The sequence below is a fragment of the Thiomonas delicata genome (assembly GCF_900088825.1).
GTDB lineage: Bacteria > Pseudomonadota > Gammaproteobacteria > Burkholderiales > Burkholderiaceae_C > Thiomonas_A > Thiomonas_A delicata.
The window spans coordinates 59,697-83,819 of record NZ_LT592170.1 but is presented as its reverse complement, the minus strand read 5'-3'; the positions used below and the strand labels follow the sequence as shown (position 1 = coordinate 83,819).

At 66.2% G+C, this 24,123-nt stretch carries 25 protein-coding genes; 22 read left to right on the top strand and 3 right to left on the bottom strand.

Annotated elements, in window-relative coordinates:
• The first annotated feature begins 5 nt into the window (after nt 1-5).
• The 5 genes from THIARS_RS00485 to THIARS_RS00465 all read left to right on the top strand — a co-directional run bounded on the left by THIARS_RS00485 (nt 6) and on the right by THIARS_RS00465 (nt 4,504).
• On the top strand, nt 6-917 hold the full coding sequence (locus THIARS_RS00485; RefSeq protein WP_245845409.1) for a uracil-DNA glycosylase: 912 nt from the start codon (nt 6-8) through the stop codon (nt 915-917).
• A gap of 10 nt (nt 918-927) precedes the next feature.
• Nucleotides 928-1,764 (top strand): orotidine-5'-phosphate decarboxylase, encoded by an 837-nt coding sequence (gene pyrF / locus THIARS_RS00480; protein WP_094159024.1) that lies wholly within the window; start codon nt 928-930, stop codon nt 1,762-1,764.
• Between the two features lie 14 nt (nt 1,765-1,778).
• Nucleotides 1,779-2,285, top strand: coding sequence for a cyclic pyranopterin monophosphate synthase MoaC (gene moaC / locus THIARS_RS00475; protein WP_094159023.1), 507 nt, complete (start codon nt 1,779-1,781; stop codon nt 2,283-2,285).
• Between the two features lie 88 nt (nt 2,286-2,373).
• Nucleotides 2,374-3,837 carry a metalloprotease TldD gene (tldD, locus tag THIARS_RS00470; RefSeq protein WP_094159022.1) on the top strand — a complete coding sequence of 488 codons (1,464 nt, stop codon included), beginning with the start codon at nt 2,374-2,376 and terminating at the stop codon, nt 3,835-3,837.
• A 124-nt stretch (nt 3,838-3,961) separates the two neighbouring features.
• The gene (locus THIARS_RS00465; RefSeq protein ID WP_094159021.1) at nt 3,962-4,504 is read left to right on the top strand and encodes a cytochrome b; all 543 of its coding nucleotides are present in this window, start codon (nt 3,962-3,964) and stop codon (nt 4,502-4,504) included.
• Nucleotides 4,505-4,555: 51 nt separating this feature from the next.
• Here THIARS_RS00465 and THIARS_RS00460 read toward each other — a convergent pair whose 3' ends face one another.
• Entirely contained in the window at nt 4,556-5,377 is an 822-nt protein-coding gene (locus tag THIARS_RS00460) for a PPK2 family polyphosphate kinase (protein WP_094159020.1), read from the bottom strand.
• 397 nt (nt 5,378-5,774) lie between these two features.
• Between THIARS_RS00460 and THIARS_RS00455 the strand changes: the two genes are divergently transcribed.
• Both THIARS_RS00455 and THIARS_RS00450 read left to right on the top strand, forming a co-directional pair.
• Nucleotides 5,775-6,902, top strand: coding sequence for a 3-deoxy-7-phosphoheptulonate synthase (locus THIARS_RS00455; protein ID WP_094159019.1), 1,128 nt, complete (start codon nt 5,775-5,777; stop codon nt 6,900-6,902).
• Between the two features lie 8 nt (nt 6,903-6,910).
• On the top strand, nt 6,911-7,120 hold the full coding sequence (locus THIARS_RS00450) for a DUF2970 domain-containing protein (protein WP_094159018.1): 210 nt from the start codon (nt 6,911-6,913) through the stop codon (nt 7,118-7,120).
• A 120-nt stretch (nt 7,121-7,240) separates the two neighbouring features.
• On the opposite strand, the gene THIARS_RS00445 is transcribed toward THIARS_RS00450, so the two are convergent.
• Nucleotides 7,241-8,221, bottom strand: coding sequence for a sulfurtransferase (locus THIARS_RS00445; protein WP_094159017.1), 981 nt, complete (start codon nt 8,219-8,221; stop codon nt 7,241-7,243).
• Between the two features lie 507 nt (nt 8,222-8,728).
• On the opposite strand from THIARS_RS00445, the gene THIARS_RS00440 reads away from it, so the two are divergent.
• The gene (locus tag THIARS_RS00440; protein WP_094159016.1) at nt 8,729-9,619 is read left to right on the top strand and encodes a phosphoribosylaminoimidazolesuccinocarboxamide synthase; all 891 of its coding nucleotides are present in this window, start codon (nt 8,729-8,731) and stop codon (nt 9,617-9,619) included.
• 39 nt (nt 9,620-9,658) lie between these two features.
• Here THIARS_RS00440 and trxA read toward each other — a convergent pair whose 3' ends face one another.
• Nucleotides 9,659-10,555, bottom strand: coding sequence for a thioredoxin (trxA, locus tag THIARS_RS00435; protein WP_094159015.1), 897 nt, complete (start codon nt 10,553-10,555; stop codon nt 9,659-9,661).
• A gap of 150 nt (nt 10,556-10,705) precedes the next feature.
• On the opposite strand from trxA, the gene purE reads away from it, so the two are divergent.
• The 14 genes from purE to THIARS_RS00365 all read left to right on the top strand — a co-directional run bounded on the left by purE (nt 10,706) and on the right by THIARS_RS00365 (nt 24,105).
• A complete protein-coding gene (gene purE, locus THIARS_RS00430; protein ID WP_094159014.1) occupies nt 10,706-11,188 on the top strand; it encodes a 5-(carboxyamino)imidazole ribonucleotide mutase in 483 nt (160 codons plus the stop codon).
• 73 nt (nt 11,189-11,261) lie between these two features.
• Nucleotides 11,262-12,428: a 5-(carboxyamino)imidazole ribonucleotide synthase gene (locus THIARS_RS00425; protein WP_094159013.1), complete on the top strand. Its 1,167-nt coding sequence runs from the start codon at nt 11,262-11,264 to the stop codon at nt 12,426-12,428.
• A 1-nt stretch (nt 12,429) separates the two neighbouring features.
• Nucleotides 12,430-13,503 (top strand): L-threonylcarbamoyladenylate synthase, encoded by a 1,074-nt coding sequence (locus tag THIARS_RS00420; protein WP_094159012.1) that lies wholly within the window; start codon nt 12,430-12,432, stop codon nt 13,501-13,503.
• Nucleotides 13,504-13,736: 233 nt separating this feature from the next.
• Nucleotides 13,737-15,002, top strand: a complete 1,266-nt coding sequence (locus THIARS_RS00415; protein WP_094159011.1) for an SGNH/GDSL hydrolase family protein — start codon at nt 13,737-13,739, stop codon at nt 15,000-15,002.
• A gap of 34 nt (nt 15,003-15,036) precedes the next feature.
• On the top strand, nt 15,037-15,762 hold the full coding sequence (locus tag THIARS_RS00410) for an OmpW/AlkL family protein (protein ID WP_094159010.1): 726 nt from the start codon (nt 15,037-15,039) through the stop codon (nt 15,760-15,762).
• A gap of 148 nt (nt 15,763-15,910) precedes the next feature.
• Nucleotides 15,911-16,879, top strand: coding sequence for an IS1595 family transposase (locus THIARS_RS00405; protein WP_094159009.1), 969 nt, complete (start codon nt 15,911-15,913; stop codon nt 16,877-16,879).
• A 140-nt stretch (nt 16,880-17,019) separates the two neighbouring features.
• Complete coding sequence (gene recA / locus THIARS_RS00400) at nt 17,020-18,069, top strand: recombinase RecA (RefSeq protein ID WP_094159008.1); 1,050 nt, start codon at nt 17,020-17,022, stop codon at nt 18,067-18,069.
• 73 nt (nt 18,070-18,142) lie between these two features.
• Nucleotides 18,143-18,655, top strand: a complete 513-nt coding sequence (locus THIARS_RS00395) for a regulatory protein RecX (protein WP_094159007.1) — start codon at nt 18,143-18,145, stop codon at nt 18,653-18,655.
• A 115-nt stretch (nt 18,656-18,770) separates the two neighbouring features.
• On the top strand, nt 18,771-19,370 hold the full coding sequence (locus THIARS_RS00390; RefSeq protein ID WP_094159006.1) for a DUF2889 domain-containing protein: 600 nt from the start codon (nt 18,771-18,773) through the stop codon (nt 19,368-19,370).
• A gap of 48 nt (nt 19,371-19,418) precedes the next feature.
• Complete coding sequence (sucC, locus tag THIARS_RS00385; protein WP_094159005.1) at nt 19,419-20,579, top strand: ADP-forming succinate--CoA ligase subunit beta; 1,161 nt, start codon at nt 19,419-19,421, stop codon at nt 20,577-20,579.
• A 144-nt stretch (nt 20,580-20,723) separates the two neighbouring features.
• Nucleotides 20,724-21,620, top strand: coding sequence for a succinate--CoA ligase subunit alpha (gene sucD, locus THIARS_RS00380; protein ID WP_094159004.1), 897 nt, complete (start codon nt 20,724-20,726; stop codon nt 21,618-21,620).
• Nucleotides 21,621-21,790: 170 nt separating this feature from the next.
• A complete protein-coding gene (locus THIARS_RS00375; RefSeq protein ID WP_094160530.1) occupies nt 21,791-22,513 on the top strand; it encodes a TerC family protein in 723 nt (240 codons plus the stop codon).
• 15 nt (nt 22,514-22,528) lie between these two features.
• Nucleotides 22,529-23,317 carry a Stp1/IreP family PP2C-type Ser/Thr phosphatase gene (locus tag THIARS_RS00370; protein ID WP_094159003.1) on the top strand — a complete coding sequence of 263 codons (789 nt, stop codon included), beginning with the start codon at nt 22,529-22,531 and terminating at the stop codon, nt 23,315-23,317.
• 77 nt (nt 23,318-23,394) lie between these two features.
• Nucleotides 23,395-24,105, top strand: a complete 711-nt coding sequence (locus THIARS_RS00365; RefSeq protein ID WP_094159002.1) for an FHA domain-containing protein — start codon at nt 23,395-23,397, stop codon at nt 24,103-24,105.
• Nucleotides 24,106-24,123: the final 18 nt, after the last annotated feature.

The following is a 24,123-nucleotide window of genomic DNA, read 5'->3' as shown; positions in this document are numbered from 1 at the left end:
GCACCATGGAGCATCCCGTTCTCGACCCGAACCGCCTGGCCATGCTGCGGGCGTTGGGCCTGCCCGTGGCGTACGTGCGCCGCAGCCTGCTGAGCCCGCATGCCTTGGCCGGCCTGCTGCCGGAGTTGCCCGGCTGGGCGGTCGAGGCCGGCGCGCAGGCGGCGCGTGCGCCTGTCCCGACAGCGCCGCAGGCGCGGATTCAGGCGCCGAGCCCCGCGCCGGATTCCCGTCCGCCCAAGGCCATGCCCACGATGCCGATCGAACCGCAGCCGCGCGTCGTGCGCCCGCCGCTCACCGGCCCGCGTGCCGACCAGATCGCCGCGCTGGACATGGACGGCCTGCGCGCTTTCACGCATGACTGCCGGGCCTGCAAGCTGGGCGGCCTGCGCCACCAGGCCGTGTTCGGCGTCGGGCATGCCCAGGCCCAGGTGATGGTGGTCGGCGAGGCCCCAGGAGCCGAGGAGGACCGTCTGGGCGAGCCTTTCGTCGGCGCCGCCGGCAAGCTGCTCGACAACATGCTGCGGTCCGTCGGGCTTGCGCGAAGTGGCGACGATCCCGCGCGCACGGTGTTCATCGCCAACGTCATCAAGTGTCGCCCGCCCGGCAACCGCAACCCGGAAGTGGACGAAATCGCCCAGTGCGAGCCCATTCTCAAGCGGCAGATCGAACTCGTCCGCCCGCGCCTGCTGCTGGCGCTGGGACGTTTCGCCGCGCAGACGATGACCGGCAGCCAGGAGCCGATCGGCCGCCTGCGCCAGCGCGTGTTCGACTACCAGGGCATCCCCGTGGTGGTGAGCTACCACCCGGCCTACCTGCTGCGCAGCCCACTGGAGAAGTCGAAGGCCTGGGCCGACCTGTGCTTCGCCCAGGACACGCTGGCCTCGCCTCGCCAAGCCCCCGCCACGACCGCTTCCTAGAATACCGCCCATGACATTCATCGACCAATGGCAGCAGGCTGCCCGCCGCAACGCCAGCAGCCTGTGCGTGGGCTTGGACCCGGAACCCGAGCGCCTGCCCGCTCCCTGGACCCACGACACCACGCGGCTGTACGACTTCTGCGCCGCCATCGTCGATGCCACGGCCGATCTGGTCTGCGCCTTCAAGCCTCAGATCGCGCACTTCGCCGCCGTGGGCGCGGAGGCCCAGCTCGAGCGCCTGGTCGCCCACATCCACCGCAATGCGCCCGGCGTGCCGGTGATCCTCGACGCCAAGCGCGGCGATATCGGCTCGACGGCGCGGCACTACGCGCGCGAAGCCTTCGAGCGCTACGGCGCCGACGCGCTGACCGTTTCGCCCTTCATGGGTTCCGATTCGCTCGACCCGTACATCGACAGCCACCCGGACCGGGGCCTGTTCGTGCTGTGCCGCACATCCAACCCCGGCAGCGAGGATTTGCAGGCGCTGCAACTCGCCGACGGCGGGCCGCATCCCCACCTCGGCGCCGAGCGCCTGTTCGAGCGCGTCGCGCGCCTGGCCACCGGCCCGTGGAACCGCAGCGGGCAGATCGGCCTCGTCACCGGCGCCACGCGGCCCGACGACATCGCCCGCATCCGCGCCATCGCGCCGGACGCGCCCCTGCTCATTCCCGGCATCGGCGCGCAGGGCGGCGACCTGCAAGCCACCGTCGGCGCCGCACGCCGCTGCTTCCTGATCAACGCCTCGCGCAGCGTGCTCTATGCCAGCGCCGACGCCGACTATGCATCGGCCGCGCGCACCGAGGCCGCGCGGTTGCGCCAGGCCATCGCCGCCGCGCTGCCGGTCTGAAGACCTGTCCTCCCATGCCCGAAACTCCCGCTTCATCCCCGCTCACCCACTTCGACCACGCTGGCCAGGCGCATATGGTGGACGTGGGCGACAAGGCCGAAACCCAGCGCGTGGCCGTGGCCGCCGGCACCATTCGCATGCGGCCCGCCACGCTGGCGCTGATCCAGTCCGGCAGCGCCAAGAAAGGCGACGTGCTCGGCGTGGCGCGCATCGCCGCCATCATGGCGTCCAAGCGCACCGCCGATCTCATTCCCTTGTGCCACCCCATCGCCCTCACGCGCGTGACGGTCAAGTTCGAAATCGACCCGGACCACAGCAGCGTGCACTGCACCGCGCGCGCCGAAACGCGCGGCCGCACCGGCGTGGAAATGGAGGCCCTCACCGCCGTCCAGGTCGGCCTGCTCACCGTTTACGACATGTGCAAGGCCGCGGACCGCGGCATGCTGATGACCGACATCCGCCTGCTCGAGAAGGCCGGTGGCAAGAGCGGACATTGGCAGGCCGAACCGCCGTCGCCCTAGGCTCTTGCAGGGTGACGGCGGCACCCAATATCAGTTGTTGTGCACCCATGCCCACCCAGGGGACAAGCCCCGTTCCTACAATCGCCCCATGAACACCCTGACCGATCACACGCTGTTGCGCCTGGATGAAGCCCGTCGCTTGTTGCTGGCGCCGTATGGCATCGACGAATCCACCTTGCAGCGCACGCTGGCGCGGGCTTTCGAGCACAAGCTCGACTATGCCGACATCTACATGCAGTACACGCGCTCCGAGGGCTGGAGTCTGGAGGAGGGGCTGGTCAAGTCGGGCTCCTTCGGCATCGAGCAGGGTTTCGGCATCCGTGCCGTGCAGGGCGACAAGACCGCTTTTGCGTACTCGGACGACATTTCCGAGGCGCGGCTGATGGAGGCGGCGGGAACCGTGCGCGGCATTGCCCGCCAGGGGCGCGGGCGCGTCAAGCTGGGCGGCGGGGCGAACCCGGCCGACGGCCGCGCCCTGTATGACGCCATCGACCCGCTGGCGGCGCTGGATTCCATCGCCAAGGTCGAACTGCTCAAGCGGGCCGATGCGTTGGCACGCGCCAAGGACCCGCGTGTGGCGCAGGTCATGGCCAGTTTGTCCGGGGAGTACGACGTGGTGATGGTGATGCGCTCCGACGGCGTGCTCGCCGCCGACGTGCGCCCGCTGGTGCGCTTCAACGTTTCGGTCATCGCCGAGCAGAACGGCCGGCGCGAAACCGGTTCGTCGGGCGGCGGCGGGCGCTATCCCTTGAGCGAATTCGACGCCGCGACCGTCGAACATCATGTGGACGAGGCCGTGCGCCAGGCGCTGCTCAACCTCGAATCGCGCCCGGCTCCGGCCGGCGAGATGAGCGTGGTACTGGGCTCCGGCTGGCCCGGCATCTTGCTGCACGAGGCCATCGGCCACGGTCTGGAGGGGGACTTCAACCGCAAGGGCTCCAGCGCCTTCGCCGGACGCCTCGGCCAGCGCGTGGCGTCCAAGGGCGTGACCGTGCTGGACGACGGCACCCTCGAGCGCCGGCGCGGTTCCTTGAACGTGGACGACGAGGGCAATGCCACCCAGCGCACCGTGCTGATCGAAGACGGCATTCTGGTCGACTACATGCAGGACACCCTCAACGCGCGCCTGATGAAGCGCGCGCCCACCGGCAACGCGCGGCGCGAAAGCTACGCGCATGTGCCCATGCCGCGCATGACCAACACCTATATGCTGGCGGGCGACAAGGACCCGCAGGAGATCGTCGCCAGCCTCGACCGCGGCCTTTACGCGGTGAACTTCGGCGGCGGCCAGGTCGACATCACCAGCGGCAAGTTCGTGTTCTCCGCCAGCGAAGCCTGGTGGGTGGAGAAGGGCAAACTGCAATATCCGGTGAAGGGCGCCACCCTGATCGGCAACGGGCCGGACGCCTTGACGCACGTGAGCATGATCGGGCGCGACCTGCAGCTCGACCCGGGTGTGGGCACCTGCGGCAAAGAGGGGCAGAGCGTGCCCGTCGGCGTCGGCCAGCCGACCCTGCGCATCGACAAGATGACCGTCGGCGGAACGGGCTGAGGCGCCGGACCCGGCGCAGATCGCGGGGGCTGCCTGCGCGCATGGCGCCTAAGCCGTCGCTAAGCCTGCGCGTTTAGCTTGATACACGCGGCCAGCCCGCTTCACCCATGACGACCACCACACCATGCACCGACCACAGCCGTCCTACAGCGCACCCACACGCTTTTTCCACTGGGCGATTTTCATCCTGCTGCTCATCGAATTCCCGATCGCGTGGACCATGCCCGACGTGCGCCGCGACACCTTGCCCCACGGACTGATTGCCTGGCACATCTTCTTCGGCACCCTGATCCTGGCCGCCATGTTGCTGCGTGTGCTGTGGCGGGCTTCGCGCAGGGCGCCGCCGGAATTGCCCATGCCGAAGTGGCAGGCCGTCGCGGCCAAGTTCACCCATGGGCTGCTCTATCTCGGCTTCATCGTCCTGCCGCTGCTGGGCTGGATGAATGCTTCGTCGCGCGGCTGGGACGTGAAGCTGCTGGGCTTGATTCCGCTGCCCGCGCTGTCGCCGAGCGGTTCGTCCTGGGGGCATGAGATGGGCGATGTGCACCAGGCCGTGGCCATCGGTCTGCTGGTGCTCATCGGCCTGCACGTGCTGGCCACGGCCTACCACGAGGTGGTTCTGCGCGACGGCACGATGCGCCGCATCCTGGTGTCCTGGAGGCGCTGATCCACGCGTCGGCCCAGGCAGCGCAGCGTGCCCGAGCCGGTTTGGCCCCCCTCAAATCACCTTCAACGCCCTGAGTTCGGGTTTCGGCTTCGGATCCTTGATCGGCATGGACTCCAGGGCCTGCAGCACCAGCCGCGCCACCAGCAGGTTGCGGATGGGCTTGCGGTCCGCCGGCACCACGTACCAGGGCGCATGCTTGGCATTGGTCAGCTGCAACGCGCTTTCATAGGTGGCGTGGTAGTCGTCCCACAGCTTGCGTTCGCTCAGGTCGGAAGGGTCGAACTTCCAGTGTTTTTTCGGGTTGTCGACCCGCTCCTGCAGACGCTCGCGCTGTTCGTCCTTGCCGAGATGCAGGAAGCATTTGACGAGGGTCGTTCCGCTTTCCGCGAGCATGCGCTCGAAGTCCGCGATCTGCGCCAGCCGCGCTTCGAATTCGTTCTTGTCGATGCTGCCATGCACCCGGTTGATCACCGGGTCCTCGTAATGGCTGCGGTTGAACACGCCGATGCAGCCCCTGGGCGGAACTTGCGCGTGCACCCGCCAGAGGAAGTCGTGCCGCTGCTCGGTCGGCGTGGGGAAGCTGAACGAGGCGGCGCGGATGCCCAGCGGGTTGACGCCGGTGAACACGGCCTGCGTGGTACTGTCCTTGCCGGCGGAGTCCAGGCCTTGCAGGATGACGAGCAGCGCCAGCTCCTTGCGTGTGAACATGCGGTCCTGCATCTCGCCGATGCGCTGACGTAGCGCAGCCAACTCGATTTCCACGCCGTTCTTGTCCTGGTATTCGGGAAGGTCGACGGCGGTGTCGCGCTTATCGAGGCGCGGCGCTGATTTCGGTGCGAAGCCGAGTTGCTCGAGATTCTTGAGGTTGTCCATGGACGTGACGCGTGTCGCGAACAAAAGTGCATGGTAAGCGTGGACTGCGCGGCCGCGATGGGGCCGGTGGCGGGGGAGAACGCATCTTGCGCCGACTTGAACAACCGGGTTTGGCGCGTCGGCTTGCCGGGCGGAAACTTTTGCCGCTACACTTGTCCCACGATTTTCTGCAAACAGCCATGTACCACGCCGGTTTCAGCTTTTACTTTTGGTTCTCGCACCGCACCGGCGGAGGGAGAGGGCGGCTTGCAGCCTGATTGAAACGAATCCCGAAAAAACCGCCGGCCCAGCCCGGCGGTTTTTTTTGGCCGGGCCGGCAAGGAAGCCCACCATGTTCGACGACACCCCGACCCCGATCCCGACACTTCAGCCGTCCACCAAGCCAGGAGAGCCCGTCATGCCCTCGAAGCCGTCCGCCCCGATGCCCGAGTGGCGCGCCGCCCCGTCCGAGAAGACCTCCGCCACCGACGATGAGCGCATCAAGGACGTCATGCCGCTGCCGCCTCCCGAGCATCTGATTCGTTTTTTCCCCATCGCCGGAACGCCGGTGGAGCGCTTCATCCAGGATGCGCGCAAGGCGGTGCGCCGCATCGTGCAGGGCGAGGACGACAGGCTGCTGCTGATCATCGGCCCCTGTTCCATCCACGATCCCAAGGCTGCACGCGAATACGCCCAGCGCCTGGTCGAGCAGCGCCGCAAGCACGCGGGGGAACTCGAGATCGTCATGCGCGTGTATTTCGAGAAGCCCCGCACCACGGTGGGCTGGAAGGGCTTGATCAACGACCCTTACCTCGACCAGAGCTACCGCATCGACGAGGGGCTGCGCATAGCGCGCGAGCTGCTCATCGACATCAACCGCATGGGGCTGCCGGCCGGCAGCGAATTCCTTGACGTGATCTCGCCGCAATACATCGGCGACCTCATCTCCTGGGGCGCCATCGGCGCGCGCACCACCGAGAGTCAGGTGCATCGCGAACTGGCCTCGGGCCTGTCGGCGCCGATCGGCTTCAAGAACGGCACCGACGGCAATCTGCGCATCGCGATCGACGCGATCCAGGCCGCCCGTCGCCCGCATTCCTTCCTCTCGGTGCACAAGAGCGGACAGGTGGCCATCGTGCAGACGCGCGGCAACAAGGATACCCACGTGATCCTGCGCGGCGGCAAGACGCCCAACTACGACGCGGAGCATGTGCGCGGCGCCTGCGCGGCGCTGGAGGCGGCCAAGCTGGAGTGCCGATTGATGATCGACTGCTCGCATGCCAACAGCGAGAAGCAGCCCGAGAAGCAACTCGACGTGGCGCGCAATATCGCGGCGCAGCTTGCGGGCGGGGAGCGCTGCATTTTCGGCGTCATGGCGGAAAGCCACCTCGTCGCCGGGGCTCAGAAATTCACCCCCGGCAAGGACGATCCCGCCTGCCTGACCTACGGCCAGAGCATCACCGACGGCTGCCTGCCGTGGGATACCTCGGTGGATCTGATCGATGCGCTGGCGGCCGGCGTCAAGGCACGGCGCAAGCGCAAGTGAGTCCGGGCATGGACTCCGCGCCGCAAACGTCGTTCCTGCGCGGCACTTTGCGCGCGCTGGGCGCTGTGGCCACGGCGATGGTGGGGTTGCGCCGCAGGCAGGACCGCGAGAAGGACTTCGCCACCCTGAAGCTGGCGCATGTGGTGGTGGCCGGGATCGTCGTCGCGGCGATCATCGTCGTGACGCTGATCGCGCTGGTGGATCGCATCGCGTCTTGACCGGCTCTTCACGCGTTCGCGGCCTGGTTCGTCGCCGCGCTTGCGGCATGACGGCGCCATGAAAAAACCCCGCGCGAGGCGGGGTAAGGTCAGTCACTCGGAAACTTGCGCGCTGTCGTTTCAGCCCGGCAGACCAACGGTCGGATTGCCCAGATTGGTCCACTCGTTCATCGATCCGGCGTAGAGCTTGGAGTTTTTGTTGCCCATGATCTCGTGCACCACGAACCAGGCGCCCGATGCCAGGTGGCCGGTGTTGCAGTAGGTGGTGGTCGGCGTGTTGGGGCTGATGTTGAAGTCGTGGAAGATTTTCCTGTAGTCGGCCGCGCTCATGAACATCGCCGCACCGTGGTCATCCTTGACGATGGCGTCGATGGGGAACGACTTCGCGCCAGCCAGATGACCGGCCGTCTTGTTGATCGGCTTCTTGGCGATGCCGAGGAATTGCGCGGTCGGCCGGGCATCGATGAACTGCTCGGAGCCACTGCGCAGTCCGTCCTTGACGTCCTGCATGGAGGCGAGGATGGCCTTGTCTTCGCCGCTGGCCTTCCAGTCGCCCGCAGTCTTGGGGGCGGGACTGCTGCTCACCGGATAGCCCGCATTGATCCAGGCATTGGTGCCGCCATTGAGGATGGCGATCTGGTCGTGCGGCACGCCGAAATAGCGCAGTTGGAAGTACAGACGCGTGCCGCGGTCCATCGCGAAGACGGCGTTGCCGGTGGGCACGATGACGATGGGCTTGCCGGTGTCGAGGCCGGCGTTGTCCATCACCTTGGTGAAGTCTTCGGCGGTGGGCATCATGGCCTTGAGCTTCACACCGTCGACCGTCCGCGTTTCACGGATGTCGTTGAAGTTCACCAGGATGGCCCCGGCAATGTGACCGCCGGTGCGCTCCAGCCTGTGCTCCTTGCCGAACTGCGGCTGCGCGGTGAACAGCTTCATGCTGCCGCCGCCGCGGATGTCGACCACCGTCACGTCCTTGAGGTGCGCATGCAGCCATTGCGGCGTGACCAGCGGGCCAGGCACGTCCATGGCCATGGCGCCCTGTGCGGCGGCAAGCCCCAGGCCCAGCACGCTCGCTCCTATCCATTGTTTGAGTTTCATTTGTCATCTCCTCCTCGGTTCAAAACGCTCTGACTGCATCCAGGATCACGCATGCGTGTGTCGGCCCGTGTGCAGGGATCCAGGCCGACTCCTCTTCCGCGCGGCGCGTCGTGGAAACCGCCGCATGAAATGCTTCGTCGCGCTCGGCTTGTCCCGTTGTTCTTGGGGAATGTCTCCTGGCTCTCGCCGGGCGCGGCTTGATTCGGGGGCGGCACGGCAACGGGCTGCTGGGCTGGTTGCCGCACCTGACCATGGCAACGAGGAGAGCGAGTCATGGCTGCAATGCAATCTAGCCAATACTTGGTGGAGTAGTTGTTGCGCTCATGTATCGGCTGTGTCGAAGCATTTCGATCGTCACGGGGTTTGTGCTCATGGGAAAAACCCTCGCCGCACTGCTGGGCCTCGAGATCGATCATCCGCCCGATTGCGGCGGCTGGCTCGGCCCGCGGCGGCGTCGAGGGCGGGGCCTACAATTGAAAGGTTTACCGTTCGCGACCTTCGACACGCATGACCCCCACACTGCTTTCGACCAACATCACATCCTTGCCATTGCTCTCGCGCGGCAAGGTGCGCGACAACTACGCAGTGGGCGACGATTTGCTGCTGATGGTCGCCACCGACCGCATCTCGGCCTTCGACGTGGTGATGGATCAGGGCATCCCGGGCAAGGGGGAAATGCTGACGCGCATCTCCTGCTTCTGGTTCGGTCTGCTCGAGGACGTGGTGCCCAACCACCTCACCGGCATCGACCCCGCGAGCGTGGTGGCGCCCGGCGAACGCGAGCAGGTGCGCGGTCGGGCGCTGGTGGTCAAGCGACTCAAGCCGCTGCCCGTGGAGGCCGTCGTGCGCGGCTATCTGGCCGGCTCGGGCTGGAAGGACTATCAGACCGGCGGCAAGGTCTGCGGCGTGAGCCTGCCGGCGGGTTTGCAACAGGCCGCGCGTCTGCCGCACCCCATCTTCACGCCAGCCACCAAGGCCGAGCTAGGCGAGCATGACGAGAACATCGATTTCGGGCAGATGGTGCGCCTCGTCGGCGTCGAATTGGCCGCCCAGGTGCACGATGTGAGCCTGGAAATCTACAACCGGGCAGCCGCGCATGCGCAGGCCCGCGGCATCATCCTGGCCGACACCAAATTCGAGTTCGGCCTGGACGCGCAGGGCAGACTGGTGTGGATGGACGAGGCCCTCACGCCCGATTCGTCCCGGTTCTGGCCCGCCGATCAATGGCGCGAGGGCATCTCCCCGCCCAGCTTCGACAAGCAGTTCCTGCGCGACTGGCTGGAAACCGTGCCAGGCTGGACCAAGCAGCCCCCGCCCCCGCCCTTGCCCGCCGAGGTGCTGGAGGGGACGGCGGCCAAATACCGCGAAGCACTGGACCGGCTCACCGCCCGGATTTGAGCCTGGGTTTCGCGCGGCGCGCGGCCCGTGCCGCGCGGATCAGCTCAGCACGACCATGCTGAGGCGCCTGCGGTAGCTCTCCACGGTAGGGTCCGTGGCCGGGGCTTGTCCTTCCGCCGGCTTGGCTGCGGGCGGGGCGATGAGTTCGAGAATGGCGATGTAGGCCTTGCGCGCGGTTTCCTCGTTCCAGGTTCTGTCGCGCATCAGGATTTCCAGCAGTTCGTCCATGGCCGCCGTCCAGCGCTGCGCCGCCATGTGGCGCTGGGCGAGTTGGAAGCGTGCGGCAAAGTCCCGCTTGTCGGCGGCGATCCGGGCTTGCAGCGCGGTTTCGTCGGGAGCCTGGGCGGCGGCCTCGATCGCGTCCAGCCAATGCTTCAGGGCATTGGCGCGGGCGTCGATGGCGACTTTGCCGGCCAGCGGCTCGAAGGCGCGGCGCGCGTCGTCGATGCGGTCCTGCTGCAGCAGCAGCTTCACATAGTCGGCCCGCGCGACGTCGTTCGCTGGGTTCGTGGCCAGGGCCTGCTGCAGCTTTTCAAGGGCCGAATCGGGGTCTTCGGCGGCCAGGGCGTCCAGCGCCTCGGTGTCGTCCCCGGCCGATTCCTGTTCCGCTGCGCTGGGCACATGCTTGTCCAGGAATTGGCGAATCTGCGCTTCGGGCAAGGCGCCGACGAAACCGTCCACCGGCTGGCCGTTCTTCATCAGCACCACCATCGGGATGCTGCGCACGCCGAAGGCTGCCGCCAGGTCCTGCTCCTCCTCGGTATTGACTTTCACCAGCTTGAAGCGGCCGGCGTATGCGGTCTCGAGCTTTTCCAGCACCGGCCCGAGGCTGCGGCAGGGCCCGCACCACGGGGCCCACAAATCCACCAGCACGGGCAAGGTCTTCGAGGTTTCGACCACCTCGGTTTCGAAATTGGCAAGGGTTGCGTCGATCATGATGGGTTCTCCAAAAACGCGATGTGGGGACGCGGTGGCGTATTTCCAGGGTGTCGGAGCAGAATTCACCGGGCTCGGCCGGTCGCTGCACGGCATCATCGCGAAGCATACCGGCCCCCGTAAAATGCCGGGTTTTGCGGAGAGCGGGCGATGGCCATGATCGGCGTGGTGATGGGTTCGAGTTCGGACTGGGACGTGCTGCGGCATGCGGCGGAAATCCTCGCGCGTTTCGACGTGCCGCACGAAACCCGCGTGGTCTCGGCGCACCGCATGCCCGATGCGATGTTCGCCTATGCCGAACAGGCGCGCCGGCGTGGGCTGGCGGCCATCATCGCCGGCGCGGGTGGCGCTGCGCATCTGCCCGGCATGCTCGCCGCCAAGACCACGGTGCCCGTGCTGGGCGTGCCCGTGCCGAGCAAATACCTGCGGGGCGAGGACTCGCTGCTGTCCATCGTGCAAATGCCCAAGGGCATTCCCGTGGCCACCTTCGCCATCGGCGAGGCCGGTGCGGCGAACGCCGCGCTGTTCGCCGTGGCGATGCTGGCCGCCGGGGACGCGGCCCTGCAAGCCCGGCTCGACGCGTTTCGCGCCGAGCAGACCGCGCAGGCCGAAGCCACGCGCGTCGCGCTCTGAGCATGTGCGCATGCGTTTTGCGGGCCCGCGCCCGCGTTGCGTTTGCCTGACTGGATGCAGACCTCTGTTTGCCATGACGATTGACTACATTGCGCCCGGCTCCAGTCTGGGCGTGCTCGGGGGTGGCCAGCTGGGCCGCATGTTCGCCCAGGCGGCCCAGGAGGCCGGCTACCAGGTGCATGTTCTGGAGCCCGACGCGCATGCGCCGGCGGCCCAGGTCACCGCCACCCATCTTCGCGCGGCCTACGACGACACCGATGCGCTTCATGCGCTCGCCCGCGCGGCTGCCGCGGTGACGCTGGAGTTCGAGAACGTGCCGGCTTCAGCGCTGGAATGGCTGGATGCCCATGTGCAACTCGCGCCGCACGCGCCGGCCGTGGCCGTGTGCCAGGACCGCGCCGCCGAGAAGGCCTTGTTCACGCGGCTGGGCGTGCCGTGTGCGCCGCATGCCGTGATCGCGTGCGAGCAGGACGCGCGGGACCCCAGGCAGGCAAGCTTGTTGCCCGGCATCCTGAAGACCGCGCGCATGGGCTACGACGGCAAAGGGCAGGTCGGCGTGCGAACCCTGGCCGAACTGGCCGAGGCCTGGAATGCGCTGGGGGGCGTGACCTGCGTGCTGGAACAGCGCCTGGTCTTGCGACTCGAGTTGTCCGTGGTGCTGGCGCGCGGGCGCGACGGGCGCATCGTGCACTATCCGCCGCAGCAGAACCTGCACCGCGGCGGCATCCTGTTCGCCAGCTTCGCGCCGGGCGCGGAGCTGGACGAAGCCACGGTGTGCCGAGCGATCGACGCGGCGCATGCCATCGCCCAGGGGTTGGAGTATGTGGGGGTGTTGTGCGTGGAGTTTTTCGTGTTGGGCGACGGCAGCCTGGTGGCCAATGAAATGGCGCCGCGTCCGCACAATTCCGGCCACCACACCATCGATTCTTGCGACCAGTCCCAATTCGACCTGCAGGTGCGCGCGCTCGTCGGCGCGCCGCTGATCGAGCCGCGCCAGCACAGCGCCGCCGTCATGCTCAATCTGCTGGGCGAGCTGTGGTTCGACGCCGGGGGCCGTCTGCGCGAGCCGGACTGGCAGGCCGTTCTGGCGTTGCCCGGCGCCCATCTGCACTTATACGGCAAACGCGAGCCGCGTCCCGGCCGCAAGATGGGGCATCTGACCTTCACCGCACAGCAGGCCGACGAGGCACGGGCGCGGGCCTTGCGGGCCTGTGCGGCGCTCGGCCTCGCGCCGTTCTGACATGCGGGTCACGCAGGCGCCGGTGTCTCCGGACGAGATCGTGCAGGCGGCGCGCCTGCTGGAGGCTGGGGAACTCGTCGGTCTGCCGACCGAAACCGTGTACGGCCTGGCCGCGGACGCCGACAACCCGCGGGCGGTGGCCAAGATCTACGCCGCCAAGGGCCGCCCGCCGGATCACCCCGTCATCGTCCATCTGCACCGCAATGCCGACCCCTTGCGCTGGGCCGCCGCGTTGCCGGACGTCGCGCGCAAGCTGATCGAGGCCTTCTGGCCCGGCGCGTTGACCCTGGTGCTGCCGCGCCGCCCCGGCATGGCCGAGGCGTGCGCCGCAGGCCAGGACACCATCGCGCTGCGCTGCCCCGATCACCCGGTGGCGCAGGTCGTGCTGGCCCTGTTCAAGGGCGGGCAGGGCGGCTTGGCCGCGCCTTCGGCCAACCGCTTCGGGCGCATCAGCCCGACCACGGCCGCGCACGTGCGCGCCGAACTCGGGGATGCCGTGGCTTTGGTGTTGGACGGCGGCCCCTGCTCGGTGGGGGTCGAGAGCACCATCGTCGATTGCTCCCATCTCGGCGCCACCGGCTTGCCGCGCATCCTGCGTCCCGGCGGGCTGGGCGCGGCGGAGATCGCGGCGGTTCTCGGCTGCAGGCCCGAGCAGCTTCAACGCGGGCTGGCAGCAGATCGGTCGGCCGAGTCGCCGGATGAAACCAGGGGCGGGGGCGACGTGTCTGACGATGGCGCGGCGCACGCGGTTCCTCGTGTGCCGGGGGCGCTGGCTTCGCACTACGCGCCCGCGACCCGTTTGCTGCTGCGCTGCGCCGCCGCTGTCGATGCCGATTGGCCGGCGGCGCGACGGGTAGGTGTGCTGGCACCCCGCGCGCAGCCGGCGGCCAATGCCCGGGCGGTCTGGCTTGCGCTGCCCGCCGATGCGGCGGGCTATGCCCATGGCCTGTACGCGGCCCTGCGCGATCTCGACGCGCAGGGGCTGGCCGAGATCTGGGCCGAAATTCCGCCCGAGGGCTTTGCCTGGGACGCGGTGCACGATCGCCTGCGACGCGCGGCAGCCGGTTCGCGCTGATCCGGCGGAGGGGATGCCGCGCGGCGGGCGCCCAAAATACATCGCGTGGAAACTATTTGTTGCAAAAATTCCATGAACTTGGCAAGTCAGGGGTTTATCGAGCTTGCGGGAGGGCTTGAAACAGGTTTAGGCTTTGCACGAACGGTCGTTCTATTTTTGCCGCGACCCCGTCAAACTGCCGGGCTCATGTCAACGCCGCGCAGACCATTCCCTACAGATTTGGAGACAGAGGCATGCGATACATCCATGGGTCTGCGCTGGCACTGGCCAGCGCTGTGTTGCTGGCGGGTTGCGGGGGCGGGGGCAACCCCAGCGCGCCCACGCTGGCCACGGTCAGCAGCGTCAACGCACAAAGCACGGCACCGACCGCGCCACCTTCGGGCGGATTCAAGGCCGTGGTGTCTTTCGGCGACAGCTTGTCGGATATAGGGAGTTACACCCTGGCTGCATATAGTGTCTACGGCAATCCGGCCTCGCCGCAGTACAACAGCAATATTCCTACTTGGTCGCCACCAACGCCTTACGCTGGTGGCGGGCAGTTCACCGTCAATGGCGCGTCTACCGGCAACTGGATTGGTGATTTGTCGTCAGCTTTGCAGTTGCCGATCACGCCAAACGTGATTGGTTACGCAGGGAACTATTTCAACCCGTCAACGGCGCCTGCTCCGAGTACATCGCCCGTGTACTGTCCTTTTGGTGTGCAGTCGAATTGCTTTGGTTTCGCCCAGGGCGGCTCGATGGTCAGCAACCCCAATGGCATCGGCCATAGCGGCGGCGCGATGACCATCCCCGTGACGCAGCAGGTGCAGAATTACCTGACCCAGTTCACCACCTTCAACAGCGGCCAACTGGTCACGGTGCTGGCCGGCAACAACGATATCTTCACCGCGCTGGGCACGGTCAGCGCCCAGCTCGCCCAGGGCGTGCCGCAAGCCACGGCCGTGGCCCAGGCGCAGGCTGCCGTCGGGCTGGCGGCCGACCAGCTTGCCGGCGTAGTGCAGAGCATTCTGGCCAAGGGCGGCAAGTACGTCCTGGTCTATACCTTGCCGGATTCGTCGCTGACACCCTTCGGCCGCGGCTTGCCCTATACCGGCGCCACGCCGCCCGCCGCGCCGCCTGCCGGCTATGTGTGCAACAACCTGGACCCATCCCAGCCCTGTTACCTGCTTTCCAATTTGGTCCAGCTGTTCAACCAGCGCCTGCTCAACGATCTGCAGGGCCAGCCGGTGAAGGTGCTCGATGGCTACAGCCTGCTCAATCAGGAGATGGCGAATCCCGCGCAATTCGGCTTCACGAACGTGACGACACCGTGGTGCGATCCGGCCACGACCAGCTCCTTGCTCTGCAATGTGAATACGCCCTTCGCCGCGGCTGGGGCGAGTACCGCCAACCTCGGAAGCTGGCTGTTCGCCGACTCGGTCCACCCCACACCCGCCGGCTATCAGGTCATCGCCAACGCAACCCTGCAGGCCATGAAGGGCTTCGGCTGGGCGCAGTGACGCGCGCCGACACACAACGACAAGGAGACCTCTCATGACTACATTTCTGCGCAAGATCTGGCGTGTCGCGCCGCTCGCTGCGGCCCTGGGGCTGGCAGGGCCGGTGGCTTACGCAGATGGGTCCACGCCCAACACCGTTTACGTTGGCGTGGCCTATATGCAAAACCATTCGAGCCTGCCCGACCTGTCCGGCTACAACACGCCGCCGGGCCTGAACCTGAACGTGGGCAATGCCGCGACGCTGGGACTGACCTATGTGCGCGACCTGCCGGGGCCGTGGAGCTTCGAGCTGGCGCTGGGCTATCCGCCGCGCGTGCGCACCGATGCGATGGGGGCCAACTGGGCCAAGCTCGGCATCCAGCCCGGCACCGGCATCACCGACGTTGACGCCGTTTCGCCCACGGCCTTCATCAACTATCACTTTTGGGGCCATGACGCGAAGTGGTATCCGTTCGTCGGGCTGGGGATCAACTACACGCGGTTCACCAACACCAAGGCCTTGAGTTCCCTCACCAGCCACCTCGGCCCGACCGACATCAGCCTGTCGGATTCCTGGGGCGCGGCAGCGCATGCGGGCTTGATCTACCACATCGACGCGCGCTGGGCCGTGGTGGGAACCATCGCCGTGGCGGATGTGCAAAGCGATCTGACGACCACCTCGTATTCCCCGTCCAACCCATCGCTCATCACGTCGCAGTCCAAGACGCACATCAATTTCCATCCCATCGTGTACACGCTCGCCGTGGGCTACAGTTTCTGAGCATTGCCGGCGCGCAGCCCGCCGTCGATCGGCGGCTCCGCATCATTGACGTGGGGCGCAAGCCCCTTTTTTTATGCGGCAAGCTTTTTCCATGGCTGTTTTTATATAAGGGGTATCCACTTAGCTCCAGTGAAGGCAGAATAGCTGGATGGATATCCAGACTTTAGCGCCAACGCCCGGAAAAGACTACCCACAGACCTGGAACGAGTTCCTCGACTGGTTTGGCACCGAAGAGGCGTGTCTGACGTACCTGGAACGATTGCGCTGGTCCAGCGGATTTGTTTGCCCACGCTGCGGCTGCGCTGGGCAGGCCTATCGCGCCACGCGTGGCCGGCTGATGTGCCCGAGCTGCCAGCACCAGAGTTCGGTGACCGCCGGCACCATCTTCGACAAGACCCGCACGCCACTGCGCGTGTGGCTGGCTGCGGCCTGGTACCTGACCAACCAGAAGCAAGGTGTGAGCGCTTTGGGGTTGCAGCGCGTGCTGGGGCTGGGCAGCTACCAGACCGCGTGGACCATGCTGCACCGACTGCGTCGTGCCATGGTTCGCCCGGGCCGCGAGCAACTCAGGGGGTTGGTCGAAGTTGACGAGACCTACCTGTCCATCACGGACAGACAAGCCCCCATCTCTCCCAAAGGGCGCAAGAGCAGCACGAGCAAGGTGCTGGTGGTGATGGCAGTGGAGATGCTGGAGCCCAAGGGGTTTGGCCGCATCCGCCTGCGCCGCATTGCCAACGATTGCGCCTCGTGTGTGATGCCGTTCGTGCAGGAGGTCATCGAGCCAGGCGCACAGGTGCGCACGGACGGCTCGGCCGCCTATCGGTCGTTGACGGAGTTGGGCTTCATCCATCAGCGCACGGTCATGCTGGGCTCCGATGTCCCCGCCCATGTCTCGATGGCAGGAGTGCATCGGGTGGCCGCTCTGGTGCAACGCTGGATTCTGGGCACCCACCATGGCTCGGTGCAGCCCGAACACCTGGATGCCTATCTGGACGAGTTCGTGTTCCGTTTCAACCGCCGCACGTCCAACTCGCGGGGCCTGTTGTTCTACCGGTTGCTGCAACAAGCCGTCGCCACTGCACCGGTGACCTACCGCGATGTGGTGCGAAAGGCTTGAATGTTTGGGTGACGGCCATAGAATGCATGTACTGGGTATTTATCCAGCATCCAAGCGTCACTGGAGCTAAGTGGATACCCCTTTTTTATATACAGCTGTGATAAATTGCGACCCATCTCCAAACAGACGGGGCTGGACAAATGGAACAGGGCAAAACCATGGTGAATGCAGAAAAAGCCAAGGCGCTGGCGGCAGCGCTGTCGCAAATCGAAAAACAGTTCGGCAAGGGTTCGATCATGCGCCTGGGCGAGGGCGAGGTGGTGGAGGACATCCAGGTCGTGTCCACCGGCTCGCTGGGCTTGGACATCGCGCTCGGCGTCGGCGGCCTGCCGCGCGGGCGGGTGGTGGAGATTTATGGTCCCGAATCGTCGGGCAAGACCACGCTGACCCTGCAGGTCATTGCCGAGATGCAAAAGCTCGGCGGCGTCTGCGCCTTCATCGACGCCGAGCATGCGCTGGACTCGCAATATGCGCAAAAACTGGGCGTCAATCTGCAGGACCTCCTGATCTCCCAGCCCGATACCGGCGAGCAGGCGCTGGAAATCGTCGATGCGCTGGTGCGCTCCGGTTCGGTCGACCTGGTCGTCGTCGACTCGGTCGCGGCACTGACGCCGAAGGCTGAAATCGAGGGCGAAATGGGCGACGCCCTGCCGGGCCTGCAGGCCCGGCTGATGAGCCAGGCGCTGCGCAAGCTCACAGGGAGCATCAAGCGCACCAACACGATGGTGATTTTCATCAACCAGATCCGCATGAAAATCGGCGTCATGTTCGGCAACCCCGAAACCACCACCGGCGGCAACGCGCTCAAGTTCTACGCTTCCGTGCGCCTGGACATCCGCCGCATCGGCGCCATCAAGAAGGGCGAGGAGGTCATCGGTTCGGAGACCAAGGTCAAGGTGGTGAAGAACAAGGTGGCGCCGCCGTTCAAACAGGCCGAATTCGACATTCTCTACGGCGAGGGCATCTCACGCGAAGGCGAGATCATCGACCTTGGCGTGGCCGCCAAGGTGGTGGACAAGTCCGGCGCCTGGTATGCCTACAAGGGCGAGAAAATCGGCCAGGGCAAGGACAACGCCCGGGAGTTCCTGAAGGAGAATCCGGCCATCGCCACTGAAATCGAGAATGCCGTGCGCGAGCAGCTCGGAGTGCCGGGGATCCAGCAAACACTGGCCGCTGCAACCACCGAATGAGCCCGCGCGCCAGCCCCCGGCGCCCCTCGCACGACGATGCGGGGGCGAGGCAGCGCATCTCGGGCGGGTGCACATGCAAACGACAACGCCCAGCCTGAAGGCACGCGCCCTGCGCTTGCTGGCCTTGCGCGAGCACAGCCGCGCCGAACTGGAGCGCAAGCTCTCGCGCGTGAGAAAGCCGGGCCAGGAGCCGCCCGACGCCACCGCGCTCGGCATATTGCTGGACGAACTGCAGGCCCTGGGCCTGCTCGATGAGCGACGTTTTGCAGAGTCCCTGGTGCGCAGGCGCCAGGTCAAGTACGGCAGCCAGCGCATCGAGCAGGAGTTGCGGACGCATGGGCTGACTGCCGAGGTCATCGCACCGCTGATCGCGCGGCAGGCGGACGACGTGGCGCGCGCGTTGCGTATCTTGTGCAAGCGCCATCCCGCAGCGCCGTCGAACGCCCAGGAACGCGCCCGGCAGCAGCGTTTTTTGCAGGCCCGCGGTTTTTCATCCGACGTGGTGCGGCAGGCGATGAAGCAGCGCGGGGGCGCGCAGGCCGACTTCGATCCAGGCGACGATCCGGACGATCACACCTCGGTTTGATCCGATCCATTCGTCGGGCGCCGATGCGCTGCTAAACTCTGTTTTTTGCGCCGCATCAATTCCCGTGCCCCTGACCGATACCCCACACGCCGGGGTTCCAATTTCAGGTTCTTCCATGATCGACAAGAACCCACCTGGCCGCCGTCTGGTACATCGGCGGGCCATTGACGTGCAGGTCTTCGCGCATCACGATGGCCTGCTATGGGATCTCGACGCCACGCTCGAAGACACCAAGACCCGCGAGTTCGAACTCGCCACCGGCCCGCGCCGTGCCGGCCAGCCCATCCACAGCATGCTCCTGCGGCTGACCATCGATACCGAATTCAACGTGGTCGATGCCAGCGCCCGGACCCTGGCCGCGCCCTATCCCGGGTATTGCGAAGACTATGGCGAGGCGTACCGCAGCCTGATCGGCCTGAACCTGCTGCGTGGTTTTAGCCATGCCGTCAAGCAGCGGCTGCATGGCGTTCTGGCTTGCACCCACATCACCGAACTCACGCGCGTGCTGCCGACTGCCGCCATCCAGGCTTTTGCCGGCGAAGTGATACGCCCGCAGGCGAGCGACGAGCAGCAGCCTTTCCAGCTCGATCGTTGCCATGCTTTGCGCCTCGATGGCCCCGCCGTCATGCGCTATTACCCGCGCTGGGCGAAGCCGCCGGCGCAAGCGAACTCAGGCGCCGCGACGCAAACGCAACCCCAATTCGAATCGACTTGATCCGCTACGCAGCGGCCTTATTCCCATAGTGACCGGAGAGACGACACCATGAAGATTCACGAATACCAAGGCAAGGCGCTTTTGCGAGAGCGAGGGGTTCCTGTACCGCGCGGGGAGGCGGCGTACACGGTGGACGAGGCGGAGCACGCGGCGCGAGAGCTGGGCGGGCCGGTGTGGGTGGTCAAGGCGCAGATTCATGCGGGCGGGCGCGGCAAGGGCGGGGGCGTCAAGCTGGCGCGCTCGGTGGACGAGGTGCGCACGCTGGCCGGGCAGATGCTTGGCATGCAACTGGTGACGCACCAGACCGGCCCCGGCGGGCAGACCGTGCGGCGGCTGCTCATCGAAGAAGGCGCCGACATTCGCCAGGAGTACTACGCCGGGCTGGTGATCGACCGCGCCGCGCAATGCGTGGTCGTCATGGCCTCCAGCGAAGGCGGCATGGACATCGAAGACGTGGCCGCCCACACCCCCGAGAAGATCCACAAAGTCTGGGTCGACCCCCTGGGCGGGCTGCCCGAGGCCGACGCGCTGGCCCTGTGCGCCAAGATCGGCCTGCCCGAGGCCAGCCGGGCCCAGGGCGCCGCCGCCCTGCAAGGGCTGTACCGCGCCTTCTGGGACAACGACGCCTCGCTGGCCGAGATCAACCCCCTCATCGTGCAAGGCGACGGCAGCGTCAAGGCGCTGGACGCCAAGTTCAACTTCGACGACAACGCCCTGTTCCGCCACCCCGAGCTCGTGGCCCTGCGCGACCTCGACGAAGAAGACCCCGCCGAGATCGAAGCCTCCAAGCACGACCTGTCGTACATCCAGCTCGACGGCAACATCGCCTGCCTGGTCAACGGCGCCGGCCTGGCCATGGCCACCATGGACACCATCAAGCTGTTCGGCGGCGAGCCCGCCAACTTCCTCGACGTCGGCGGCGGCGCCACCGCCGAGAAGGTCACCGCCGCGTTCAAGATCATGCTGCACAACCCCCAGGTCAAAGCCATCCTGGTCAACATCTTCGGCGGCATCATGCGCTGCGACGTCATCGCCGAGGGGCTCATCGCCGCCAGCCGGGCCGTGGCCCTGAACGTGCCCCTGGTGGTGCGCATGAAAGGCACCAACGAAGACCTGGGCAAGCGCATGCTGGCCGACTCCGGGCTGCCCATCATCAGCGCCGAGACCCTGGCCGAAGCCGCCCAGAAAGTCGTCACCGCCGCGGCCTGAGCCCACATCCCCTCCGCAGTCTTTGACCCCTCATCCACATCATTCGCAAAAAGCGCAGGGCCGCCCCAAGCTTTTTGCGCTGGCCAAGCCGGCGCAAAGTATCGCAGGAGCGCAGCGACTGAAACTTTGCGACGAAAGGCTTGTATGTCCATCCTCATCGACCAGCACACCAAAGTCATCACCCAGGGCATCACCGGCAAGACCGGCCAGTTCCACACCCGCATGTGCCGCGACTACGCCCACGGGCGCGCCGCCTTCGTCGCCGGGGTCAACCCCAAGAAGGCCGGGGAGGACTTCGAGGGCATCCCCATCCACGCCAGCGTGGCCGAAGCCCGTGCGGCCACCGGGGCCACCGTCTCCGTCATCTACGTGCCGCCCCCCGGCGCGGCCGCGGCGATCTGGGAGGCGGTGCAGGCCGACCTGGACCTGGTCATCTGCATCACCGAGGGCATTCCGGTGCGCGACATGATGGAAGTGCGCGCCAGGATGCGCGCCAAGGAGGCCGCCGGCGGCAAGAAGACCCTGCTGCTGGGGCCGAACTGCCCGGGGCTGATCACGCCCGGGGAAATCAAGATCGGCATCATGCCCGGGCACATCCACCGCAAGGGGCGCATCGGCATCGTCTCGCGCTCGGGCACGCTGACCTACGAGGCGGTGGGCCAGGTCACCGAGCTGGGGCTGGGGCAAAGCAGCGCGGTGGGCATCGGCGGCGACCCCATCAACGGCCTCAAGCACATCGACGTGCTCAAGCTGTTCAACGACGACCCCGACACCGACGGGGTGATCATGATCGGCGAGATCGGCGGCCCCGACGAGGCCGAGGCGGCGCGCTGGGCCAAGGAGCACATGACCAAGCCCATCGTGGGCTTCATCGCCGGCGTCACCGCCCCGCCGGGCAAGCGCATGGGCCATGCCGGCGCCCTCATCTCGGGCGGCGCCGACACCGCCGAGGCCAAGCTCGAGGTCATGCACGCCTGCGGCTTCACCGTCACCCGAAACCCCTCCGAAATGGGCAAACTCATCCAGAAAAAATTGGGCTGAAGAGAGTTTCGTGCCGGAGCCGGCGGCAAGCGTCGTCTGAATCACGCCACAGGGAGTCGAGCGGGGGCCGTTGCGTTTGACGAGGGCAGCTTTTTTGCCGGCCTCCCGTTATGCTGCACCTCGTTGCGGTTGTTGCCGCGTTGCGCATCGAGTGGAGTCTTCCCTTGCCGTTGGAGTCCTTTCTCACCCCCGTTTTCTGGGCCGCACTGGGCCAGATCGTTCTGATCGACATCCTGCTCGGCGGTGACAACGCCGTGGTCATCGCGCTGGCCAGCAGAAAGTTGCCGCCGCTGCAGCGGCGCAAGGCCATCTTCTGGGGCACGATCGGCGCGGTGGCCTTGCGCGTGGTGCTGATCTTTTTTGCGCTCAGCCTGCTCAAGTTGCCCTTCTTGAAAATCATCGGCGCAGTGTTGTTGCTGTGGATCGGTGTCAAGCTGATGCAACCGGACGATGAGCCGGAAGGGGGGCATGGCAGCGTGCAGGCGGCCGACAAGTTATGGGCTGCGGTCAAGACCGTGATCGTCGCCGACTTAGTCATGAGCCTGGACAACGTGATCGCCATTGCCGGCGCGGCGCAGAATGCCGGGGCCGACCATAGCTTGATTCTCGTGATTTTCGGCTTGGTGTTGAGCGTGCCCATCATTGTCTGGGGCAGCCAGATGGTCATCGGGCTGATGACGCGTTATCCCGTCATCATCACACTGGGCGCTATGCTGCTGGGCTGGATCGCCGGCGGTCTGGTCGTCACGGATCCGGCCGCCGAATCCTGGGTGCATGCCCAGAGTTGGGGCCAGCGGGCGGGCATGCTCGCCGGCGCAGCGGGCGCCATGCTGGTTTGGGGCATCGGACAATGGATACGCAGCAGGCACCGCCGGCTTGCTTCGACCGATTAACAGAGAGCAGGCACGATGGCTTCCCTTGCTGCGTCGAAACCCTATGCCACGCGCCTTGAAATGGCCAGTTGCACAGACATGGGCCGGGTGCGCGAACACAACGAGGATGCGATTGCCTGCGACCCCATGGCGGGCGTGGCGGTCCTGGCCGACGGCATGGGGGGCTACGCGGCGGGCGAAGTGGCCAGCGGGGTCGCCGCGGCACAGATCAATGCCGATCTGAGCCGCATGAAAGCCGAATATCCGCGCATCAGCGCCATGGATTTGTCGAACGCCATGCGCGAGTCCATCCTGCGAGTCAACAGCCAGATCTACCGGTCGGCCAAGCAGGACCTGCGCTACTCGGGCATGGGGACGACTTTGGTGGCGGCGGCGTTTACCGGCAATGTCGTGGTTCTGGGGCACGCCGGGGATTCGCGCGCCTATCTGCTGCGCCAGCGTCGCCTTGCCCAAATCACCAAGGATCATTCGCTGTTGCAAGAGCAGATCGACATGGGCTTGGTGCGCGGCGAAGAGGAGAGCGCCAAAGCCGTGAAGAATCTGGTGACGCGCGCCCTGGGGGTGGATTTGGCGCTGGAGCCCGAACTCGGCATGCATCCGGTTCTGACGGGTGACCAAATTCTTCTGTGCTCGGACGGGCTGAGCGATATGCTGTCCGACAACAGCATTCAAACCATCCTGAACGATTATGAGGGCGCGCCTGCGGCTGCGGCGCGCCGTTTGGTGCAAGAGGCGAATCTGGCCGGCGGGCGCGATAATATTTCGGTCATTATCGTGCTCGTACACCCGGATTCGCGCGAATAAGATACCGATACTCCCCAATCCGACGCGACTCCCGATTCACATCGCGAACAATTTCTTGACAGACAAGGTGGATCGCCATGGCCAAACTGGTCATCTTTCTCGACGATAAGGTTCTCAAGGAAGTGGTTCTGAACAAGGATCGCATCACCCTTGGCAGACGCCCGCACAACGACGTGGTGATCGACAACCTCGCCGTCAGCGGCGAGCACGCCGTGCTATTGCGCGAGGGCGAGGGCTACGTTGTGCAGGACCTGGGCAGCACCAACGGCTCTTACATCAACGGCAAACCCATCAAGCGTTCGGTTTTCAACGAGGGCGATTCCCTCGACATCGGCAAGTACACCTTGCGCCTGCTGCTGGATTCGCGGCAGTCGGCCTTTTCCGGGTCGCGTTTCGGCAATTCCCGCTTCGGCCCCACGGGGTTTGGCAATTCCGCAGGCGGCGCCTCGGGTTTTCGTAATTCGCGGGGCGGGGACACCACGTCCAGCTTCAGCCAGACGCAGCACCATGACGCATCCAATTTGCCGGCGTTCAAGATCCGCGTGGTCAGCGGGTCGGCTGCGGGGACGGAGTTGGTCCTGAGCAAGCCGCAAACCACTTTCGGCCAGCATGGGGTGATGGTGGTGAACATCCAGCGCAATCCGCGCGGCTATGAACTCAGCCAGATCGAGGGCGAACAGCGCGTGCGCATCAATGGCGCGGCTCTGGGTCTGGTGCCTGCGGTGCTGTCGTCGGGCGATGTGATCGAGTTGACGGGCGGCACACGCTTGCAAGTCTTGCCGGCCTGAAGCCCAGGCTTGCAGAGG

Coding starts and splice junctions, on each gene's coding strand:
- THIARS_RS00485 (WP_245845409.1), top strand. CDS start 6: ATGGAGCATCCCGTTCTCGACCCGAACCGCCTGGCCATGCTGCGGGCG.
- pyrF (WP_094159024.1), top strand. CDS start 928: ATGACATTCATCGACCAATGGCAGCAGGCTGCCCGCCGCAACGCCAGC.
- moaC (WP_094159023.1), top strand. CDS start 1,779: ATGCCCGAAACTCCCGCTTCATCCCCGCTCACCCACTTCGACCACGCT.
- tldD (WP_094159022.1), top strand. CDS start 2,374: ATGAACACCCTGACCGATCACACGCTGTTGCGCCTGGATGAAGCCCGT.
- THIARS_RS00465 (WP_094159021.1), top strand. CDS start 3,962: ATGCACCGACCACAGCCGTCCTACAGCGCACCCACACGCTTTTTCCAC.
- THIARS_RS00460 (WP_094159020.1), bottom strand. CDS start 5,377: ATGGACAACCTCAAGAATCTCGAGCAACTCGGCTTCGCACCGAAATCA.
- THIARS_RS00455 (WP_094159019.1), top strand. CDS start 5,775: ATGCCCTCGAAGCCGTCCGCCCCGATGCCCGAGTGGCGCGCCGCCCCG.
- THIARS_RS00450 (WP_094159018.1), top strand. CDS start 6,911: ATGGACTCCGCGCCGCAAACGTCGTTCCTGCGCGGCACTTTGCGCGCG.
- THIARS_RS00445 (WP_094159017.1), bottom strand. CDS start 8,221: ATGAAACTCAAACAATGGATAGGAGCGAGCGTGCTGGGCCTGGGGCTT.
- THIARS_RS00440 (WP_094159016.1), top strand. CDS start 8,729: ATGACCCCCACACTGCTTTCGACCAACATCACATCCTTGCCATTGCTC.
- trxA (WP_094159015.1), bottom strand. CDS start 10,555: ATGATCGACGCAACCCTTGCCAATTTCGAAACCGAGGTGGTCGAAACC.
- purE (WP_094159014.1), top strand. CDS start 10,706: ATGGCCATGATCGGCGTGGTGATGGGTTCGAGTTCGGACTGGGACGTG.
- THIARS_RS00425 (WP_094159013.1), top strand. CDS start 11,262: ATGACGATTGACTACATTGCGCCCGGCTCCAGTCTGGGCGTGCTCGGG.
- THIARS_RS00420 (WP_094159012.1), top strand. CDS start 12,430: ATGCGGGTCACGCAGGCGCCGGTGTCTCCGGACGAGATCGTGCAGGCG.
- THIARS_RS00415 (WP_094159011.1), top strand. CDS start 13,737: ATGCGATACATCCATGGGTCTGCGCTGGCACTGGCCAGCGCTGTGTTG.
- THIARS_RS00410 (WP_094159010.1), top strand. CDS start 15,037: ATGACTACATTTCTGCGCAAGATCTGGCGTGTCGCGCCGCTCGCTGCG.
- THIARS_RS00405 (WP_094159009.1), top strand. CDS start 15,911: ATGGATATCCAGACTTTAGCGCCAACGCCCGGAAAAGACTACCCACAG.
- recA (WP_094159008.1), top strand. CDS start 17,020: ATGGAACAGGGCAAAACCATGGTGAATGCAGAAAAAGCCAAGGCGCTG.
- THIARS_RS00395 (WP_094159007.1), top strand. CDS start 18,143: ATGCAAACGACAACGCCCAGCCTGAAGGCACGCGCCCTGCGCTTGCTG.
- THIARS_RS00390 (WP_094159006.1), top strand. CDS start 18,771: ATGATCGACAAGAACCCACCTGGCCGCCGTCTGGTACATCGGCGGGCC.
- sucC (WP_094159005.1), top strand. CDS start 19,419: ATGAAGATTCACGAATACCAAGGCAAGGCGCTTTTGCGAGAGCGAGGG.
- sucD (WP_094159004.1), top strand. CDS start 20,724: ATGTCCATCCTCATCGACCAGCACACCAAAGTCATCACCCAGGGCATC.
- THIARS_RS00370 (WP_094159003.1), top strand. CDS start 22,529: ATGGCTTCCCTTGCTGCGTCGAAACCCTATGCCACGCGCCTTGAAATG.
- THIARS_RS00365 (WP_094159002.1), top strand. CDS start 23,395: ATGGCCAAACTGGTCATCTTTCTCGACGATAAGGTTCTCAAGGAAGTG.